Source organism: Streptomyces sp. NPDC001027, assembly GCF_040299045.1.
In the GTDB taxonomy this organism is placed as follows: domain Bacteria; phylum Actinomycetota; class Actinomycetes; order Streptomycetales; family Streptomycetaceae; genus Streptomyces.
Map to the genome: position 1 here is coordinate 15,927 of NZ_JBEPBI010000045.1, position 17,689 is coordinate 33,615.

The 17,689-nt window shown below is 72.2% G+C and carries 13 protein-coding genes; 9 read left to right on the forward strand and 4 right to left on the reverse strand.

What is annotated here, in order from left to right; all coding sequences use genetic code 11:
- Positions 1-106: 106 nt before the first annotated feature.
- A complete protein-coding gene (locus ABT300_RS15620) occupies positions 107-376 on the reverse strand; it encodes a WhiB family transcriptional regulator (RefSeq protein ID WP_020128551.1) in 270 nt (89 codons plus the stop codon).
- A 732-nt stretch (positions 377-1,108) separates the two neighbouring features.
- Between ABT300_RS15620 and ABT300_RS15625 the strand changes: the two genes are divergently transcribed.
- The 4 genes from ABT300_RS15625 to ABT300_RS15640 all read left to right on the forward strand — a co-directional run bounded on the left by ABT300_RS15625 (position 1,109) and on the right by ABT300_RS15640 (position 5,199).
- A complete protein-coding gene (locus ABT300_RS15625; RefSeq protein WP_351675405.1) occupies positions 1,109-1,654 on the forward strand; it encodes a cysteine dioxygenase in 546 nt (181 codons plus the stop codon).
- Positions 1,655-1,803: 149 nt separating this feature from the next.
- Positions 1,804-2,763, forward strand: coding sequence for a 2-phospho-L-lactate transferase (cofD, locus tag ABT300_RS15630; protein WP_351675408.1), 960 nt, complete (start codon positions 1,804-1,806; stop codon positions 2,761-2,763).
- Entirely contained in the window at positions 2,760-4,094 is a 1,335-nt protein-coding gene (locus ABT300_RS15635; RefSeq protein WP_351675411.1) for a coenzyme F420-0:L-glutamate ligase, read from the forward strand. The genes cofD and ABT300_RS15635 overlap by 4 nt, the downstream gene beginning before the upstream one ends.
- A gap of 100 nt (positions 4,095-4,194) precedes the next feature.
- The gene (locus tag ABT300_RS15640; protein WP_351675414.1) at positions 4,195-5,199 is read left to right on the forward strand and encodes a DNA-3-methyladenine glycosylase family protein; all 1,005 of its coding nucleotides are present in this window, start codon (positions 4,195-4,197) and stop codon (positions 5,197-5,199) included.
- A gap of 240 nt (positions 5,200-5,439) precedes the next feature.
- Here ABT300_RS15640 and manB read toward each other — a convergent pair whose 3' ends face one another.
- Both manB and ABT300_RS15650 read right to left on the reverse strand, forming a co-directional pair.
- The gene (gene manB, locus ABT300_RS15645; protein ID WP_351675417.1) at positions 5,440-6,522 is read right to left on the reverse strand and encodes a mannose-1-phosphate guanylyltransferase; all 1,083 of its coding nucleotides are present in this window, start codon (positions 6,520-6,522) and stop codon (positions 5,440-5,442) included.
- Positions 6,523-6,744: 222 nt separating this feature from the next.
- A complete protein-coding gene (locus ABT300_RS15650; RefSeq protein ID WP_351675419.1) occupies positions 6,745-8,463 on the reverse strand; it encodes an N-acetylmuramoyl-L-alanine amidase in 1,719 nt (572 codons plus the stop codon).
- A 140-nt stretch (positions 8,464-8,603) separates the two neighbouring features.
- On the opposite strand from ABT300_RS15650, the gene ABT300_RS15655 reads away from it, so the two are divergent.
- From ABT300_RS15655 to ABT300_RS15670, 4 genes are all read left to right on the forward strand, one after another.
- Positions 8,604-9,362, forward strand: a complete 759-nt coding sequence (locus ABT300_RS15655) for a TIGR03089 family protein (protein WP_351675422.1) — start codon at positions 8,604-8,606, stop codon at positions 9,360-9,362.
- 341 nt (positions 9,363-9,703) lie between these two features.
- Positions 9,704-10,933 (forward strand): LCP family protein, encoded by a 1,230-nt coding sequence (locus ABT300_RS15660; protein ID WP_351675424.1) that lies wholly within the window; start codon positions 9,704-9,706, stop codon positions 10,931-10,933.
- 244 nt (positions 10,934-11,177) lie between these two features.
- The gene (locus ABT300_RS15665; RefSeq protein WP_351675426.1) at positions 11,178-12,935 is read left to right on the forward strand and encodes an LCP family protein; all 1,758 of its coding nucleotides are present in this window, start codon (positions 11,178-11,180) and stop codon (positions 12,933-12,935) included.
- A 417-nt stretch (positions 12,936-13,352) separates the two neighbouring features.
- Positions 13,353-14,933, forward strand: coding sequence for an LCP family protein (locus tag ABT300_RS15670; RefSeq protein ID WP_351675428.1), 1,581 nt, complete (start codon positions 13,353-13,355; stop codon positions 14,931-14,933).
- A 120-nt stretch (positions 14,934-15,053) separates the two neighbouring features.
- On the opposite strand, the gene ABT300_RS15675 is transcribed toward ABT300_RS15670, so the two are convergent.
- Positions 15,054-16,082: a glycosyltransferase family 2 protein gene (locus ABT300_RS15675; protein ID WP_351675430.1), complete on the reverse strand. Its 1,029-nt coding sequence runs from the start codon at positions 16,080-16,082 to the stop codon at positions 15,054-15,056.
- A 132-nt stretch (positions 16,083-16,214) separates the two neighbouring features.
- On the opposite strand from ABT300_RS15675, the gene ABT300_RS15680 reads away from it, so the two are divergent.
- Positions 16,215-17,675 (forward strand): LCP family protein, encoded by a 1,461-nt coding sequence (locus tag ABT300_RS15680; protein WP_351675432.1) that lies wholly within the window; start codon positions 16,215-16,217, stop codon positions 17,673-17,675.
- Positions 17,676-17,689 lie beyond the last annotated feature (14 nt).

Below are 17,689 nucleotides of genomic sequence, written 5' to 3' on the forward strand. Positions count from 1 at the left end.
ACGACGGCCCGCCGCCTGTGGACAACCCACCTGCGACGGGCCGTTCGGACCCCTGCGCCTCGCTGCCGGCGTGCCGTCCGCCGCTCCTCGGCCCAGCGGGCGGCGCTCAGACCGCGGCTTTCTTCAGCCGGCGGCGCTCCCGTTCGGACAGGCCGCCCCAGATGCCGAATCTCTCGTCGTTCGCGAGGGCGTACTCGAGACATTCGGAGCGGACCTCGCAGGCGAGGCAGACCTTCTTGGCCTCGCGGGTGGAGCCGCCCTTCTCGGGGAAGAAGGACTCGGGATCGGTCTGGGCGCACAGCGCGCGCTCCTGCCAGCCGAGTTCCTCGTCCGCGTCGTCGACGTCGACCAGCAGTTGCTGCACCAGCTCGGTCATGTGCGCCCCTCGCTCTGTCTTTCGCGTCCCCGTGACGTGGCCGTTACCGATTCCGGCTGAACGACACGAGTGAAATTACAAGTGTGCTGCTCCGGGCGAGTCAAGCCGAGATCTGCTATTGAGCCCCTTATTCACTCTGCGGAACCAAGGCCATGCGGTAAGTGTTCAAATCGCCATAAACCTTGACAAGCAGATGAAGCCCCGGAGAGCCGTCGGCCCCGCGCGGTGCTTGTACGGGTAGGACGTTCAGAGGTTCGATCTCGTTGCGGCACGCGCGCGGAAGCGAAGCGGATCACAGCCCGATCACGGCTCGCCGTGCGGTTCGCGCGCCCGGCATGTGCGCCATGTGTCCCGGTCGGCGGGTGCACAAACCTTTCACCTCGGAGATGAACCTGATGAGGTGAACCGCGTCCCACATCCTGGGTGTCGAGTTGACAGTGAAGGTGTGAGCCGCTGTCCTAGTGGGCATGCTCGCGAACTTGGCACTCACCTCGACCGGCTCCGCCGGGTCCCACGGTGCTGCCCGCGTTCGCTGTAGCTGTTGTCGCTGTTCCAGCTGTTGAGCCCAACGCGCTCCAGTTGCACCCGGCGAGTCCACCGCGACTCGGCCGTCGTCTTCCTCCGGCCCACACCAGGGCCTCGCTGATCCACCCGTGATCCGGGCGGACGGTACACGGCATCGCGCCGACCCCCACGTTCTTCCGCCTCTTCCTCCGAGGAACCACCGCACCCATGAACAGCGACAGCGACCTCCAGATCGCCGGCGACATCCTCGAAGTCCCGCACCTCCTCCAGGCGCCGCGCGAGCATCCCGCCACGGTGGCCGAGTTCGTCGGCCTGGCCCGCTCCCTCGCGGACGACCGCTCCCAGTGGGAGCACCTGGTCCGCTACGACGCGACGACCCGCTGGTACCACCGGCTGCGCACCGGCCCCGGCTACGAGGTGTGGCTGCTGTCCTGGGTGCCCGGTCAGGGCAGCGGACTGCACGACCACGGCCGTTCCTCCGGGGTGCTCACGGTCCTGGACGGCGAGCTCACCGAGCGCACGGACCGCGGCAAGCGCGTGCTCGCGGCGGGCGCCCAGCGCGTGTTCGCGCCCGGGTACGCGCACGAGGTCGTCAACGACGCGCTGGAGCCCGCGGTGAGTCTGCACGTGTACTTCCCCGGACTCACGGAGATGCCCATGCTCAGCGAGCTGCGGAGCGGTTCGGCCGACGTGGGCGCCGTGGCGTGCACGCCCGTCGGCGCGCAGGGCCACGCGGGCGTCGCCGGCGCGTAGCTCGCGCGGCCCCGGCCGGGTGCCCGGGCTGCGCCGACTGCGCCGGGCGGGAGGCGGGGCGCACCGGCGGGTGAGCGGGATGTCCACAGGCGGGCCGTCGTCCACAACCTGGCGGCGGGCCGTCGGCGCCGCCTGCGAGACTTGCCCTCATGCGCATTGTGGTTCTGGCAGGCGGCATCGGCGGTGCCCGGTTCCTGCGCGGTCTGAAGCAGGCCGTGCCGGACGCCGACGTCACGGTCATCGGCAACACCGGCGACGACATCCATCTCTTCGGGTTGAAGGTCTGCCCGGACCTCGACACGGTGATGTACACGCTCGGCGGCGGCATCAACGAGGAGCAGGGCTGGGGGCGCGCCGACGAGACCTTCCACCTGAAGGAGGAGCTCGCGGCGTACGGCGCCGGGCCGGGGTGGTTCGGGCTGGGCGACCGCGATTTCGCCACGCACATCGTGCGGACGCAGATGATCGGCGCCGGATATCCGCTGAGCGCGGTCACCGAGGCGCTGTGCGACCGGTGGAAGCCGGGAGTACGGCTGATCCCCATGACGGACGACCGCGTCGAGACGCATGTCGCCGTCGAGGTCGACGGCGAGCGCAAGGCCGTGCACTTCCAGGAGTACTGGGTGCGGATGCGCGCGTCCGTGCCGGCGGTGGCCGTCGTGCCCGTCGGTGCCGAGCAGGCCAAGCCGGCGCCGGGAGTGCTGGAGGCGATCGCCGAGGCGGACGTCGTCCTCTTCCCGCCGTCGAATCCCGTCGTCTCGGTCGGCACGATCCTCGCCGTGCCGGGCATCCGCGAGGCGATCGCCGAAGCCGGCGTGCCGGTGGTGGGCCTCTCCCCCATCGTCGGCGACGCACCGGTGCGCGGCATGGCCGACAAGGTGCTCGCCGCGGTAGGCGTGGAGTCGACGGCGGCGGCGGTGGCCGAGCACTACGGCTCGGGGCTGCTCGACGGCTGGCTCGTCGACACGGTGGACGCGGGCGCCGTCGGGCAGGTGGAGGCGGCCGGGGTCCGCTGCCGGGCCGTCCCGCTGATGATGACGGACCTCGACGCGACCGCGCAGATGGCGCGGGAGGCGTTGCGGCTGGCGGAGGAGGTGCGGGCCGCATGAGCGGGTCCGTCGAGAACGGCTACCGGGTCTGGGCCGTGCCCGGGCTGCCCGAGGTGCGCTCGGGCGACGACCTCGCCAAGCTGATCGCCGCCGCCGAGCCACGGCTCGCCGACGGGGACGTGCTGCTCGTCACCTCGAAGATCGTGTCCAAGGCGGAGGGCCGGATCGTCCGGGCGGACGACCGGGAGGCCGCGATCGACGCCGAGACGGTCCGGGTCGTGGCCCGGCGCGGGACGCTGCGGATCGTCGAGAACCGACAGGGCCTGGTGATGGCCGCCGCGGGCGTCGACGCCTCCAACACCCCCTCCGGGACGGTGCTGTTGCTGCCCGAGGACCCCGACGCGTCCGCGCGGGCCCTGCGGGACGGGCTGCGGGACGCGCTCGGCGTCGACGTCGGCGTCATCGTCACCGACACCTTCGGGCGGCCGTGGCGGGCCGGGCTCACGGACGTCGCGATCGGCGCGGCCGGCGTGCGGGTGCTGGACGACCTGCGCGGGGGCACGGACGCGTACGGCAATCCGCTGAGCGCGACGGTCGTCGCCACGGCGGACGAGCTGGCCGCCGCGGGCGATCTCGTGAAGGGCAAGGCCGCGGGGCTCCCCGTGGCCGTGGTGCGCGGACTCGGGCACGTCGTCGTGGCCGAGTCCGACGCGGCGGGGTCCGAACAGGCCGCGGCGGGCGCCCGGGCCATGGTGCGCGGCGCGCGCGACGACATGTTCCGCCTCGGGACCTCCGAGGCGGTCCGGCTGGCCGTGACCCAGCGGCGGACGGTGCGCTCCTTCACCGACGAGCCGGTCGACCCGGGAGCGGTCCGGCGGGCCGTGGCGGCCGCCGTCACCGCGCCGGCGCCGCACCACACCACGCCGTGGCGGTTCGTGCTGCTCGAGTCGCAGGCGTCCAGGGTCCGGCTGCTGGACGCCATGCGGGACGCGTGGATCGCCGATCTGCGCCGGGACGGGAAGTCCGAGGAGTCCATCGCGAAGCGGGTGCGGCGGGGCGACGTCCTGCGCCACGCGCCGTATCTCGTCGTCCCCTGTCTCGTGATGGACGGCTCGCACACCTACGGGGACGCCCGGCGGGACGCGGCCGAGCGGGAGATGTTCGTGGTGGCGGCCGGCGCCGGCGTGCAGAACTTCCTGGTCGCACTGGCCGGCGAGCGACTCGGGTCCGCGTGGGTGTCGTCGACGATGTTCTGCCGGGACGTGGTCCGGGAGGTCCTCGAACTGCCGCAGGGCTGGGACCCGATGGGCGCGGTTGCGGTGGGACACGCGGCCGAGGAGCCACGGGCGCGCGGGGAGCGGGAGGTGGCCGACTTCGTCGAGGTGCGCTGACGGCCCCCTCGTCCGACGTCTACTCTCGTCCGACCGGCCCCTCTCTCGACCGGCGTCTACTCTCGTCCGGCTCCCTTTCGTACGACCCGGGAATTCACTCGTGGCAGGACGCTTCTCTCCCCGGCCCACCCGCGCCACCGTGCGCGGCGGTCATGTCGGCGTGCCCGCCGGGGTGCCGCGGCAGGCTTCCGCGCCGGGGCGGGTGCGGCACTGGACGCCCGAGGGGCCGCTCGACCTCGGGCTGGTGCTCGGGCCGCTGCGCCGCGGGCCGGGCGATCCCACGTTCCGGGCGACGCCGGACGGGTCCGTGTGGCGGGCCAGCCTCACCCCGGCAGGGCCCGGGACGTTGCGCGTGGCCGCCCGCGACGGGGCGGTGCGCGCCGAGGCGTGGGGCCCGGGGGCCGAGTGGCTGCTGGAGCAGCTGCCGGAGCTGCTCGGGGCCGCGGACGCGCCGGAGGCCTTCGAGCCCCGCCACCGCGTGGTGGCCACGGCACGGCACCGGCGTCCGGGGCTCCGGCTGACGCGGACCGGGCTGGTGCTGGAGTCGCTCATCCCGTCGATCCTGGAACAGAAGGTCACGACGGACGAGGCGTACCGGGCCTGGCGGCTGCTGGTCCGCAAGTTCGGCGAGCCGGCGCCCGGACCCGCGGCCGACGGACGGCTGTGGGTGATGCCGGCGCCGCGGACGTGGGCGCTGATCCCGTCGTGGGAGTGGCACCGGGCGGGCGTCGACGACAAGCGGGCGTCGACGATCCTGCGGGCGGTCCGGGTGGCGCGGCGGCTGGAGGAGTCGGTGCGGATGGAGCCGGCCGCGGCGCAGGCCCGGCTGGAGGTGGTGCCGGGGATCGGGCCGTGGACGTCGGCGGAGACCGTGCAGCGCAGTCACGGCGCGGCGGACGCGGTGACCGTGGGGGATCTGCATCTGCCGGGGATCGTGGGATGGGCGCTGGCCGGGGACCGCGACGCCGACGACTCGGTGATGCTGGAGCTGCTGGAGCCGTACGCGGGGCAGCGGCACCGCGCGGTCCGGTTGATCCTGTTGAGCGGGCGGACGCCGGCTCGACGGGCCCCGAAGATGCCGCGCTGGGACATCGGGACGTTGTGAGGGGCCCGCTCCGCCAGGGCGCCCCGCGCGACGCTCCGCCAGGGCGCCCCGCGCGACGCTCCGCCAGGGCGCCCCGCGCGACGCTCCGCCAGGGCGCCCCGCGCGCGGGCCGGGGGATCGGATCGGGCCGGGGATGGAGTGAGCGCGACGGGAGCGGATTCGCCCCGTCCCCCGTCCCTTCGTCGCCTCCTCCCCCAGGCCCTCGGCCCGCGTGGAACCGGTCCCTGCCCGGGACGAGTGCTACTGGTCCGACGAGAAGCGCACCGCGCCCGCCGGGATTCTCGCGTCGCACCACACCCGCGCGCCCTCGCGGAACTCGTTGTCGGCGCCGACGACCGCCCCGTCGCCGATGACCGCGCCGGTGAGGACGGAGCGTTCGCCCACCCGGGCCCGGATCCCCACGAGTGAGTCGGTGATCACCGCGCCGGGTTCGATGACCGCGCCGGGGAGGATCGTCGAGCCGAAGATCCGCGCGCCCTCCGCCACGAACGCGCCCTCGCCCACCACCGTGCCGCCGGTCAGCTTCGCGTCCGCCGCGACCTGTGCCGTCGGCAGGACCAGGCGGTCGCCGCAGCGGCCGGGGACCGCAGGGGACGGAGCGCGACCGAGGACCAGGTCCGCCGAGCCTCGGACGAAGGCCGCCGGGGTGCCCAGGTCGAGCCAGTACGTCGAGTCGACCATGCCCTGGAGACGGGCGCCGGCCGCGAGGAGACCGGGGAACGTCTCGCGCTCCACGGACACCGGGCGGCCTGCCGGGATGGTGTCGATGACCGCGCGGCGGAAGACGTACGCCCCCGCGTTGATCTGGTCGGTGACGATCTCCTCGGGCGTCTGCGGCTTCTCCAGGAACGCGAGTACCTTGCCCGTCTCGTCGGTGGGCACGAGACCGTAGGCCCTCGGGTCCGTGACCCTGGTCAGGTGGAGGGAGACGTCCGCGCCCGTCGTCTCGTGCGTGGTCACCAGGCGTCCGATGTCCAGTCCGGTGAGGATGTCGCCGTTGAAGACCAGCACCGGGTCCTCGGGGGCGGAGGTGAGACGGGACGCCACGTTGCGGATCGCGCCGCCCGTGCCGAGGGGCTCGTCCTCGGTCACGTACTCGAGGTGCAGGCCCAACGCCGAGCCGTCGCCGAAGTACGGTTCGAACACTTCGGCCAGATAGCTCGTCGCGAGGACGACATGGTCCACGCCGGCCGCTCTCGCCCGCGCCAGCTGGTGTGCGAGGAAGGGCACCCCCGCCGCCCTGACCATGGGCTTGGGCGTGTGCACCGTGAGGGGGCGCAGCCGGGTGCCCTTGCCGCCGACCAGGAGGATCGCTTCTGTCACCTTCGTCTCTGCTTCCTGCCGGGACCGGCCGAACTGTCTTTCGACCGGCCAGTGTATGCAGACCGTCGTGCGGCGACTTGCAGGCCGTCGGCGGCCCTGTGTCCCGGTGTCCCGGTGTCCCGGTGTCCCGGTTCTTGCGGACGACGAGGCCGACCGGGTGCGAGCCGGTCGGCCGGGACGTCACAGCGCGTCGGCGCGTCGGCGCTTCCGCGCTTCCGCGCGTCAGCGGCCCTGGTAGCCCGCCGAGGTGGAGCGGGCCGAGCCGAGCTTGCCGTAGAGCTGTTTGCCCGGGCACTCCGTGGCGAACCCGTCACGATGGCCGGAGATCACGTTCATCCGTACGCTCCTGCCCTTCGCGTAGAGGTTGCCGCCCCCGGACGTCAGATAGGTCTTCCCCTTGGGGTTCGCCCCGAAGAGGCCGAGCTTCCATGCCGTCAGCCGGGCGACGGCGTTGACGGTGGCGGAGTTCGGCTTGGCGGACGTGAACGTGCCGAGGACGGCGATCCCCATGCTGTTGGAGTTGAACCCGAGGGTGTGGGCGCCCAGGACCGGCTTCGCCACTCCCCCGGCACGGCCCTCGTAGATCCGGCCGCACTTGTCGACGAGGAAGTTGTAGCCGATGTCGCGCCAGCCCATGCTCCTGACGTGATAGCGGTAGATGCCCCGGATGACGGACGGGGCCTGCGAGCACGAGTAGCTGTTGCCGGACGCCGTGTGGTGGACGAACGCCGCCTTCACCTTCGTCGTGTAGCGGAAGCCGCTTTCCCGCAGTTTCTCGTCGGCGCCCCAGCCGCGGCGCGTGACGATGCTCGGGCGCGGGCCGATGTACGGCTTCGCCCGCTGGGCCGCGGTCAGTTCGGCCCCGCGCAGGTCGAGCAGTTCGCGTTCGGTGTCCGCACGGTCCAGCGCCGGGATCTGTTCGGCGCCGAGCGGCGCGAGGGCGACGTTGGCCGCGGAGGCCTCGGCCACCTCGGCGGACAGCCCGGTCGCCGATTTCGTGTCGGTCGCGTCCGACGTGTCCGCCGCGACCACCGCGTTCGGCGCGTCCACGGCGTCCGCCGGATCGGCCGGATCGGTCGGATCGGTCGGATCGGTCGGATCGGTCGGATCGGTCGGGTTGAAGTCGTCCGGGACCTGTGACGCCTCCGGGGGCTCGGGGGCGGTGCCCGCCCGCCGCGCGCCGGTGGTCAGCGTGCGGCCGCGCGGCGGGCCGGCCTGGGCCTGCGCGGGCGGCGCCGCCCCCGGGTCCACCAGTTCCAGGTGCAGGCCGGAGGGGAGGGGCGCGGTGGCCGTGAGGGTCTGAGCGCCCCGGGCCGTGTCCTCCGTACGGCGTTCGGTGTCGGGATGGACGCGGACCTCGACGCCGTCGGAGTCGCCGACCCAGAGCGGGGCGGTGGCTCCGCGGACCCGCCCGGAGGCGCTCTCGGCCGTACCGGGATCGGCGCCGTGGTCGGCGTTGTGGGTCTCGACGTCCTGCCAGCCGGACCAGGCGTCGGCGCCGGTCCGGCGGATACGGACCTGGACGCGACCGTGCAGTTCGGCGGCCGGGTCGTCCCAGACGACGCCGAGGAGGGAGAAGCGGCGGACGTCCCGCCGGGGCAGCCCCTGGGCCACCGCCGCGCCGGGGAGGGCGCGGTCGCGGCCGAGGGGGGCCAGCGGCAGCGACTGGGTGCTGCCGGGGAGGTCGGGGATGTCTGGGAGTCGGGAGTGGTCGGGAAGTCGGGAGTGGTCGGGGAGTTCGGGGAGCTCGCGGAGCTCCGGGCGGTCGGGAAGGGATCCCGTGGTCGCGGTGTCGGGGCTCGTGGCCCTGGTCGTCCCGGTGGTCGCCGCCCCCGCGGTCGGCGCGGGTCGCACCGTCGCCGCGTTGGCGGGCGGCGTCAGCGGGAGGGCGAGAGCCGCCGCACAGGTGACACCGATCGAGGTAGCAAGCAATCCACGCATGCCACCGATCCTGGACATAGTCATACATTTCTGTCCATCGGGAAGTTGACGGACCGTCGGGATGCGTTCGGCCGAACCGGTGGCCCGGAGCGGGCCCCGCGACCGGTCCCCCGGTGCGTGCGGCGCGTACGCTTGCGCGGGTGACTGCCACCGATCGCACCCCTGCCGACCTGCTGCGTTCCGCGCTCGCCGCCGATCCCGCGCGACCCCTGGTGACCTTCTACGACGACGCCACGGGCGAGCGGGTCGAATTGTCCGTGGCCACGTTCGCCAACTGGGTGGCCAAGACCGCCAATCTCCTCCAGGACGGACTCTCCGTCGAGCCCGGCGACCGGGTCGCGCTGCTGCTGCCCGCGCACTGGCAGACGGCGGTGTGGCTGCTGGCGTGCGCCTCGGTCGGCGTCGTCGCGGACGTGGAGGGCGACCCCGCGCGGGCCGACGTCGTCGTCGCCGGGCCCGGCCGGTTCGAGGCGGGGCTGGCCTGCCGGGGCGAGCGGTACGCGCTGTCGCTCGCCCCGCTCGGACGCCGGTTCATGCCCGGCCCTCCGGAGGGGTACGACGACTACGCCGTGAACGTCCCGAGCTTCGGGGACCGTTTCGCGCCCTACGGTCCGGTGGATCCCGATGAGCCCGCGCTGATCGTGGCGGGCGCGGAGTACACCGGCGCGGAGATCGTGGAACGGGCCCGGGCGGAGGCGGCGGGGCTGGGTCTGACGGGGCCCGGGGCGCGGCTGCTGTCGGGGCTGCCCTACGACACCTGGGAGGGGCTCAGCGCCGGGCTCTACGCGCCGCTGGCGAGCGGGGGGTCGGTGGTGCTGTGCAGGAACCTGGCGGAGGCCGAGGAGGAGGTCGTCGCCAGGCGGATCGAGGCGGAGCGGGTGTCTGCCACGGCTCGGTAGCCATGGGTCGACGTCGGCCACGGCGGCGGGCGTGGTCGGGGGCTGCCGCCCCCGGGCCCGCGCTGTCGGCCCCGAAAGGGCCTCGTCCTCAAACGCCGGACGGGCTGATCGTGTGAGCCCCCGCCAAGAAGGCGCCGCCCGCACACCGTTCCGCGCGCCCGCCCGCGAAGGCGCCGTCCTCGAAGGCCGGGCGGGCTGGATTTGCTCGCCCCCGCCGAGAAGGCGCCCTCGTCCGATGGTTGCCGTCACCCGTTCGGATCGGTTCGGGGGGACTCGGCTGGGGGTTCGGGGGATCGTCGGGGGAGCAGCTCTGCGCGCTTGTGCGGGAGGGTGGATCCGACGTGACGTACTCCGGTGGTGGGGGCGGGCCCCTCGGGCCGGGGGTGGGGGCGTCCGCCGACGGGCGGGGGCTCGCGCGGCGGCGTCGGCGGCGGTGGCTGCGGTACGGGGCGGCGGCGGGGGCGGTGGTCGTGCTGGGGGTCGGGGTGGCCGGCTGGGCGGTCTACGTGAAGCTCGACGGGAACATCACGCCCGACGACGCGGCCGCGGCGGAGCTCGCGCGGTACGCGAAGGAGCGGCCGACCTCGCTGGTGAAGGACGCGCAGAACATCCTGCTCATCGGGTCCGACACGCGTTCGGGGGACGGGAACGAGAAGTACGGGCGGGACTCCGGCACGGAACGGTCCGACACCACGATCCTGCTGCATCTGGCGGCCGGGCGGCGCAGCGCGACCGCCGTCTCGCTGCCGCGTGACCTGATGGTGGACGTGCCGGAGTGCCTGCGGCGGGACGGCAAGCGGGCACAGCCGACGTTCGCGATGTTCAACTACGCCTTCCAGAGCGGGGGTTCGGCCTGCACCATCCGGACGGTGGAGAAGCTGACCGGAGTGCGCGTCGACCATCACGTCGTCGTGGACTTCAGCGGCTTCAAGGACATGGTCGACGCCGTGGACGGGGTGCAGGTCTGTCTGAAGGCGCCGATCAGCGACAAGGCCGCCAAGCTGCGGCTGCCCGCCGGGAAGGTCACGCTGAACGGGGAGCAGGCGCTGGGGTACGTGCGGGCCCGCAAGTCGCTCGGGGACGGCAGCGACACCGAGCGGATGGACCGGCAGCAACGGTTCCTCGGGGCGCTCGTCAACAAGGTGCAGAGCAATGACGTCCTGCTGAACCCGGTGAAGCTGTATCCGCTGCTGGACGCGGCCACGTCCTCGCTCACCACCGACCCGGATCTGGCGAGTCTGCGCGGTCTGTATGCACTCGTGCGCGGTCTACGGCACATCCCTATCGAAAATGTGCAGTTCCTGACGGTTCCGCGTGAGTCATATGTCCATGACCCGAACCGTGACCAACTGGTGCGTTCCGAGGCCGAGAAACTCTTCGACCGGCTGCGGACCGACACGCCGATCGTGGTTTCTCAGAAGATTCCCACGAACGCGCCCCTTTCGGAGTCGGACGAACACACTCCGTACAACAGGCGGGGGGCGGGCGGGACGGCTTACGGGACGGTTTCGCCCTCTCCGCCCGCTCCCACCTTCCGCGGGAACACCGCCGCCGCGGACGACTGCGGGTAAAGCGCTTGCCAAGGGAAGCTCTTTCGGGGAACTGGAGTTCCAGGAAATGGGGCGGATTGCCCGCTTGTAGGGGCGTGGACTTTGTCACGGCCGTCGCTCGACGCCGAACCGGGCGGATAGTGTGAGCGATCCGGTGCACCCGGCCGCGAGGTCCTTCCCGGGGTCGCGCACCGAGTGACCGAGACCCGAGCGCCTTAGAGGGGGGAAAGGCGCCGCGTGGCCCCGACGGAGGATTCGGACAATCGTGGACGCGCAGAGCCGTGGGCGGGCGGACGACATCGACCCCGCAGACCAGTGGGTACTCAACCCGGACACCGGCGAATACGAACTGCGACTGGGCGCTTCCGGTGCGCAGTCGACCGTCCCCGGACCGCGCGGATCCGTCGCGGGCCGGGTCGCCGGCCCGGACCGGGCGGGCGGCCGTACGGTGGCGCCCGACCGGGAGTCGTCGTCGCCCGAGAGGTCGCAGGGCGCGGACGTCCCCGGCCCGAGAAGGCGCCGGGGCGCGCCGCCGGAGGAGCCGGCGAACCGGCGCGGCCGGCGGCCGGTGAAGAAGAAGTCGAAGGCGAAGAAGATCCTGGTGTGGACCGGCGGCACCATGGCCTTCGTCCTGGTCGGCGTCGCCGGGGCGGGCTACCTGTACCTCAAGCACCTCGAGGGCAACGTCACGACGACGGACGTCGGCAGTGCGGGCAAGAGCGGCTTCAGCAAGGACGAGGCCTTCAACATCCTGATCATCGGCACCGACAAGCGCACGGGCAAGGGCAACGAGGGGTACGGCGACAAGGGCAGCGTCGGCCACGCCGACACCAACATCCTGCTGCACGTGTCCAAGGACCGTACGAACGCGACGGCGCTGAGCATTCCGCGCGACCTGATCGTCGACGTCCCGGTCTGCCCGACGAAGCAGCCCGACGGCAGCGAGAAGGACATCGGCGGCACGCAGAACGTCCGCTTCAACACCAGCCTCGGCCAGGACGGCCGGGACGCGGGCTGCACCATGCGCACCGTCACGGAGGTCACCGGCATTCCGGTGGACCATTTCATGATGGCGGACTTCAACGCGGTGAAGACGCTGACGACGGCGGTGGGCGGGGTCGAGGTGTGCCTCGCGCACTCCGTCAACGACAAGGAGTCGAAGCTGAAGCTCCCCGCCGGCAAGTCGGTGGTCGAGGGTGAGCAGGCGCTGGCGTTCGTGCGCACCCGGCACAGCTTCGGCAACCAGGGCGACCTCGACCGCATCAAGGTGCAGCAGCAGTTCCTGAGTTCCCTCATGCGCAAGATGTCCTCCAGCGACACCCTCACCAGCCCCACGAAACTGGTGAGCCTGGCCGAGGCCGCCACGAAGGCGCTGACCGTCGACACGGGCATCGGCAAGGTCAGCACGCTGAAGGACGTGGCGCTGCAGCTGAAGAAGGTCCCGCCGAAGAACATCACGTTCCTGACCGTGCCCGTGATCGACAACCCGGCCGAGAAGGTCAAGGCGACCGTCGTCGTCGACCAGACGCGTGCGCCCCAGGTCTTCCAGATGATCAAGAACGACACGTCCTTCACCGAGGTGAAGAAGGAGCAGGCGAAGGAGAAGGCCGCCATCGCCGCCCGTCTGAAGGGCACGAAGTCCGCCGCCTCGGACGTGCGGGTGCGCATCCTCAACGGCGGCGCCCCCGGCGGCAGCGCGCAGGAGGAGCTGACCTGGCTGCAGACCGAGGCGGACGTGAGCAAGTCCGAGAACGCCGGCAACGCGGGGGCCGTCCAGAACACGACGACGCTCGAGTACGCGCCCGAACAGGCGGACCAGGCACGTCGGCTGGCCGACATCATGGGCCTGTCGGGGTCGGCGATGAAGCCGGGCAAGAGCGTCACCAACGCCCAGGGGCTGCCGACGATGACCCTCATCCTGGGCAAGGACTTCAAGGGCGCCGGGGTGAAGATGAACTCCTCCACGGTGGCCACGCCGGATGTGCAGAAGTCCACGGCGGACAAGGTCCAGTGCGCCAGCTGAGCCGGTGGGACGAGTGACCCCCGGGTCGCTCCCCCGTCTCGTGGAGCGGGTGGCCGGGGCCTTCGGGCGTCCGGCCGCCGGCGTCCGTGCGGTGTCGTCCGGCGCGCAACGCAACCATTCGGGACGCACATCTGTCTGACAACCGGCACCGCCGTGCCGACGGCACGCCGATCCGGCAGCGCGTGGGCGGCCGTGCCGGACCGTGATTTTACCGATGCGCGGCCAACCGGCTCCGGACCTGGAAGGGTCTGACAGGTTGCGAACGGGTGTCGGAACGAATGAGCCGACAAGGTGCGCTCTCGCCATCCGGGGGAAGTCCGGGCGGGGAGCGCAGTTGTCGGGTAACGGGTGGGGAGGGGCACGAAGTTGGGGCAGAGCAGGGTGCAGCAGGGAGAGGGTTCCGCAGTCGAGGACACGATGTCCCTCGCACCGCAGGACCGGAGCGCGTCGGGCGAGGCGGGCGGCGCCGGCGGAAGCGGGCGACGCCGACAGGGGCACGGAACCGACCGCCCTCGGCGCAGACGGCGTGTCCTTCGCTGGTCCGCGATAGTTCTCGCGGTGGTGATATCGGGGACGGCCGGCGCCGGATACCTCTACTACCAGCACCTGAACGGCAACATCCAGAAGGGCGAGCGCAGCAGCGGCGACTCCAAGGCGAGGAAGACCGAGGCCAACCCGGCCGGGCAGACGCCGATGAACATCCTGCTGATCGGCTCCGACAGCCGTAACTCCGACGAGAACGTGGCGCTGGGCGGCAGCAGGGACAACCGCGGCAACCCGCCGCTGGGCGACGTGCAGATGCTCATCCACCTGTCCGCCGACCGCAAGAGCGCCGCGGTGGTGAGCATTCCCCGTGACACCCGGGTCGACATCCCCAGGTGCAAGGACGCGGAGACCGGCAAGACCTACCCGAAGATCAACACCATCATCAACGAGTCGCTGGCCCGCGGTGGAGCCGGTTGCACGCTGGCCACCTGGCAGAACCTCACCGGCGTCTACATCGACCACTGGATGACGATCGACTTCTCGGGCGTGGTGAGGATGGCGGACGCCATCGGCGGCGTCGAGGTCTGCGTGAAGCAGAACGTGTGGGACCGCGGGGGCTCCGGCCTGAAGATGAAGGCCGGCACGAAGAACGTCGAGGGCAAGCAGGCGCTCCAGTGGCTGCGCACGCGCCACGCCTGGGGCAGCGACCTCCTGCGGGCCAGGGCGCAGCACATGTACCTGAACTCGATGATCCGCACGCTGAAGAGCCAGAACGTCTTCACCGACACGGGCCGGCTGATGGACCTGGCCGAGGCGGCCACGAAGTCGCTGAAGGTCTCCGAGGAGATCGGCACGGTCAAGAAGCTGTACGACCTGGGCATGCAGCTCAAGACGGTGCCGACGGACCGCATCACCATGACGACGATGCCGAACGTCGAGGACCCGAAGGACCGCAACCACGTGGTGCCGGCCGGCTCGGACGCCGAGAAGGTGTGGGCGATGATCCGGGACGACGTGCCGTTCGACGCCAACGGCAAGGCCTCGGACACGAAGAAGCCTGCGACCGGGGAGAAGGTCTCCAAGGACCCGGCGGCGGCCGCCGACAAGATCGCCGTACAGGTGGAGAACGGCACGCGGACCGGCGCCCAGGCCGCGGTGCCCCGGCGGGCCGGCGCGATCGCGCAGCAGCTCGTCGGCAAGGGGTTCACGCAGGCGGTGGCCGACTCCTCGGCGCTGCTCGACATGGACCGGACCGTCGTCCGCTATCCCAGCGCGGACCTGGAGGGCGACGCCCAGCGTGTCGCCCAGGCGCTGGGGATTCCGCTGACGTCGGTGGAGCGGACCAGCGACGTCTCGGGGGTCACCGTCGTCGTGGGCGCCGACTGGCGTTCGGGGACGGCCTATCCGAAGAAGTCGGCGCCGAAGGCCGGGGACATCCCCGACAACGCCGACGCCATCAACGGGTCGGACAGCACTCCTTGCATGGACGTGTACGCGCCCTACCGCTGGTAGCCCGGCCGTCGGCTCGCCGTCACTCGACGGCGGGCCCCCGGCCGGACGTGATCACCCCTGCCGCGGCGCCCGGCGTCATGCCCGTGTCGCAGACCGTCGGCGTGCGACACAGGACGGCGCTCAGCTCGCGGTGAGGACCGCCGGCCGACGGGACGCGATGACCTTCCTGGCCAGCGTCTTCGGGCTGGTCAGGAAGCCGAGGCCCCACGACATGTGCATGGTGGCGAGGGCGAGCGGGATCTGCAGCCGCGCCTTCGCCGGCAGACCCCTGCCGGCCGGCAGCGACCCGGCGACGATCGCCGCCAGATAGCCGCCGGGGACGACGAAGCCCAGCGGGGTGAGCACGGCCCCCACGACGATCCCGGCGGCTATCGCGCACACCGCCGTCGGCGGGGCGAGGTAACGCAGGTTGATCGAGCCCTCGTGGTAGCGGGCCACGACGTGCCGCCAACGCCCGTAGTCCTTGTACTGCTTGGCGAGCGCCTTCACGCTCGGCCGGGGGCGGTAGGACACCCTCAGCTCCGGCGAGAACCAGATGAGACCGCCGGCCTCGCGGATCCGGAAGTTCAGCTCCCAGTCCTGGGCGCGGATGAACTCCTCGTTGTAGCCGCCCTGTTGCTCCAGCGCCTGCCGACGGAAGACGCCCAGGTACACGGTCTCGGCGGGGCCCGCCTGCCCTCCCGTGTGGAAGGCGGCGTTGCCGACCCCGATCTTCGAGGTCATGGCCGCGGCGACGGCGTGCTCCCAGTCGTTCTCGCCCTCGGCGTGCATGATGCCGCCGACGTTCTGCGCTCCGGTCTCCTCCAGGAGCCGCACGGCGGTGGCGATGTAGTTCGGCGAGAGCATGCCGTGCCCGTCCACGCGGACGACGATCGGATGGCGGGAGGCCTTGATCGCGGCGTTCAGCGCGGCGGGCGTGCGCCCGGTGGGATTGGGGACCGTGTGCACGCGGGAGTCCTCGGCGACGAGCTGGGCGGCGATCTCGTCCGTCCGGTCCGTGGACGGACCGATGGCGATCACGACCTCCATCTCGCCGGCGTACTCCTGCGCGAGGATCGCTTGGACGGCTCCGCGCAGATGCCGCTCCTCGTTGAGGACGGGCATGATGACGGACACGGCGGGGAGCTGCACGTCGGGCTTGGCGTTCATAGGGGGCTCACGTTACCGCGAACGGGGGACAGCGCCCGCCCCGCCGGGTGTGCTGCACCGGTCGGCAGATCGTATGGGCCTACCGTTCCAACGGCTTCCCCCCACCCACGGCCGCCGCCCGGAGGTGCCCGTATGCCCGCCACACCGCCCCGGATCCCGCGCCGCCCCCGCCCGCAGCGCCGCGTGCCCCCTCATCCCGCCCGACGACGGCGCCCCCGCTGGGCCGTACGGGCGGCGACCACGCTCTCCGTGGTGCTGCTCGCCTCCGCGGGCATCGGCCACTCGGTGATCAGCAGCCTCGACGCCGGCATCGCCCGGGTCGACCCCTTCAAGGACATGAAGAACCGTCCGCGGGCCGGCCACGGGATGAACGTGCTGCTGGTCGGCACCGACGGCCGCGACCGGATCGGCGCGGCGGAGCGCCGCCGCTACCGCCTGGGCGGGGCGCCCTGCCACTGCACCGACACGATCATGATCGTGCACGTCTCCGAGGACCGGGAGCGGGCCAGCGTGGTCAGCCTCCCGCGCGACTCCTACGCCCAGACCCCGCCGCACACCGACCAGGTCACCGGCAGGGAGCACCACGGCCACCCCATCAGGATCAACGCGGCGTACGCGGAGGGCGGGCCGCAGCTGACCGTCCGCACGGTCGAGAACATGACGCACGTCAAGATCGACCACTATCTGGAGGTCGACTTCACCAGCTTCATGAAGACCGTGGACGTGCTCGGCGGCGTGAAGATCTGCACGGCGACGCATCTGAAGGACGCGTACACCGGCCTGGACCTCGAGCCGGGCGCGCACACCCTCGAAGGCGGCGAGGCCCTGCAGTACGTGCGTTCACGGCACGCGGACGCCTCCTCCGACCTCGGCCGGATGAAGCGACAGCAGCGCTTCCTCGCGGCCCTGCTGGACCGGGCGACCTCCTCCGGGGTCCTGCTGAACCCGCTGAGGTTCCGCGACGTGACGCGGGCGGTGCTCGGCTCGGTACGGGCCGACCGGGGCTTCGGCGCGGAGGAACTGCTGGACCTCGGAAGGGCGATGCGCACCTTCTCGCCGTCCTCCTCCGAGTTCGTCACCGTGCCCGTCGGGGAGATGGCGTACTTCGTGAAGGGGGTCGGCTCGACGCTGAAGTGGGACGCGGTGAAGTCGCGGCGCCTCTTCCGCGCCCTGCGCGACGACAAGCCCCTCGCCGCGCACGCCCGGCGGCTCGACCGCGGGGTCGCCCGTGTGGACGTCGCGCCGCAGCAGATCCGCGTCCAGGTGGAGAACGGCACGCACACCACGGGACTCGGCAGGCGGGTGGACGCGGCGCTCGCGGCGACGGGCTTTCGCACGACCGGGCAGCCGGTCAGCGCCGCCGACCCGACCGTCCTGCGCACGGTCGTCTCCTACGACCCGCGCTGGGACCGCTCCGCGAAGTCCCTCGCGACCGCCCTGCCGCACAGCGAGCTGCGGGCCGTCAAGGGGCTCGGGCCGACGCTGAGAGTGACCGCCGGCGCGGACTTCCGGGGCGTGCGCACGGTGCGCGCGGCCGATGCAGAGCACGGGGACTTCGCCGTCGTACGCGGCGACGAGGTGGGCTGCGGCTAGGTGCGCGGATCGCG

Bases quoted from the DNA above. Each gene is read 5' to 3' on its own strand.
- ABT300_RS15620 (WP_020128551.1), bottom strand. From the start codon at position 376: ATGACCGAGCTGGTGCAGCAACTGCTGGTCGACGTCGACGACGCGGAC.
- ABT300_RS15625 (WP_351675405.1), top strand. From the start codon at position 1,109: ATGAACAGCGACAGCGACCTCCAGATCGCCGGCGACATCCTCGAAGTC.
- cofD (WP_351675408.1), top strand. From the start codon at position 1,804: ATGCGCATTGTGGTTCTGGCAGGCGGCATCGGCGGTGCCCGGTTCCTG.
- ABT300_RS15635 (WP_351675411.1), top strand. From the start codon at position 2,760: ATGAGCGGGTCCGTCGAGAACGGCTACCGGGTCTGGGCCGTGCCCGGG.
- ABT300_RS15650 (WP_351675419.1), bottom strand. From the start codon at position 8,463: ATGCGTGGATTGCTTGCTACCTCGATCGGTGTCACCTGTGCGGCGGCT.
- ABT300_RS15670 (WP_351675428.1), top strand. From the start codon at position 13,353: ATGTCCCTCGCACCGCAGGACCGGAGCGCGTCGGGCGAGGCGGGCGGC.
- ABT300_RS15675 (WP_351675430.1), bottom strand. From the start codon at position 16,082: ATGAACGCCAAGCCCGACGTGCAGCTCCCCGCCGTGTCCGTCATCATG.
- ABT300_RS15680 (WP_351675432.1), top strand. From the start codon at position 16,215: ATGCCCGCCACACCGCCCCGGATCCCGCGCCGCCCCCGCCCGCAGCGC.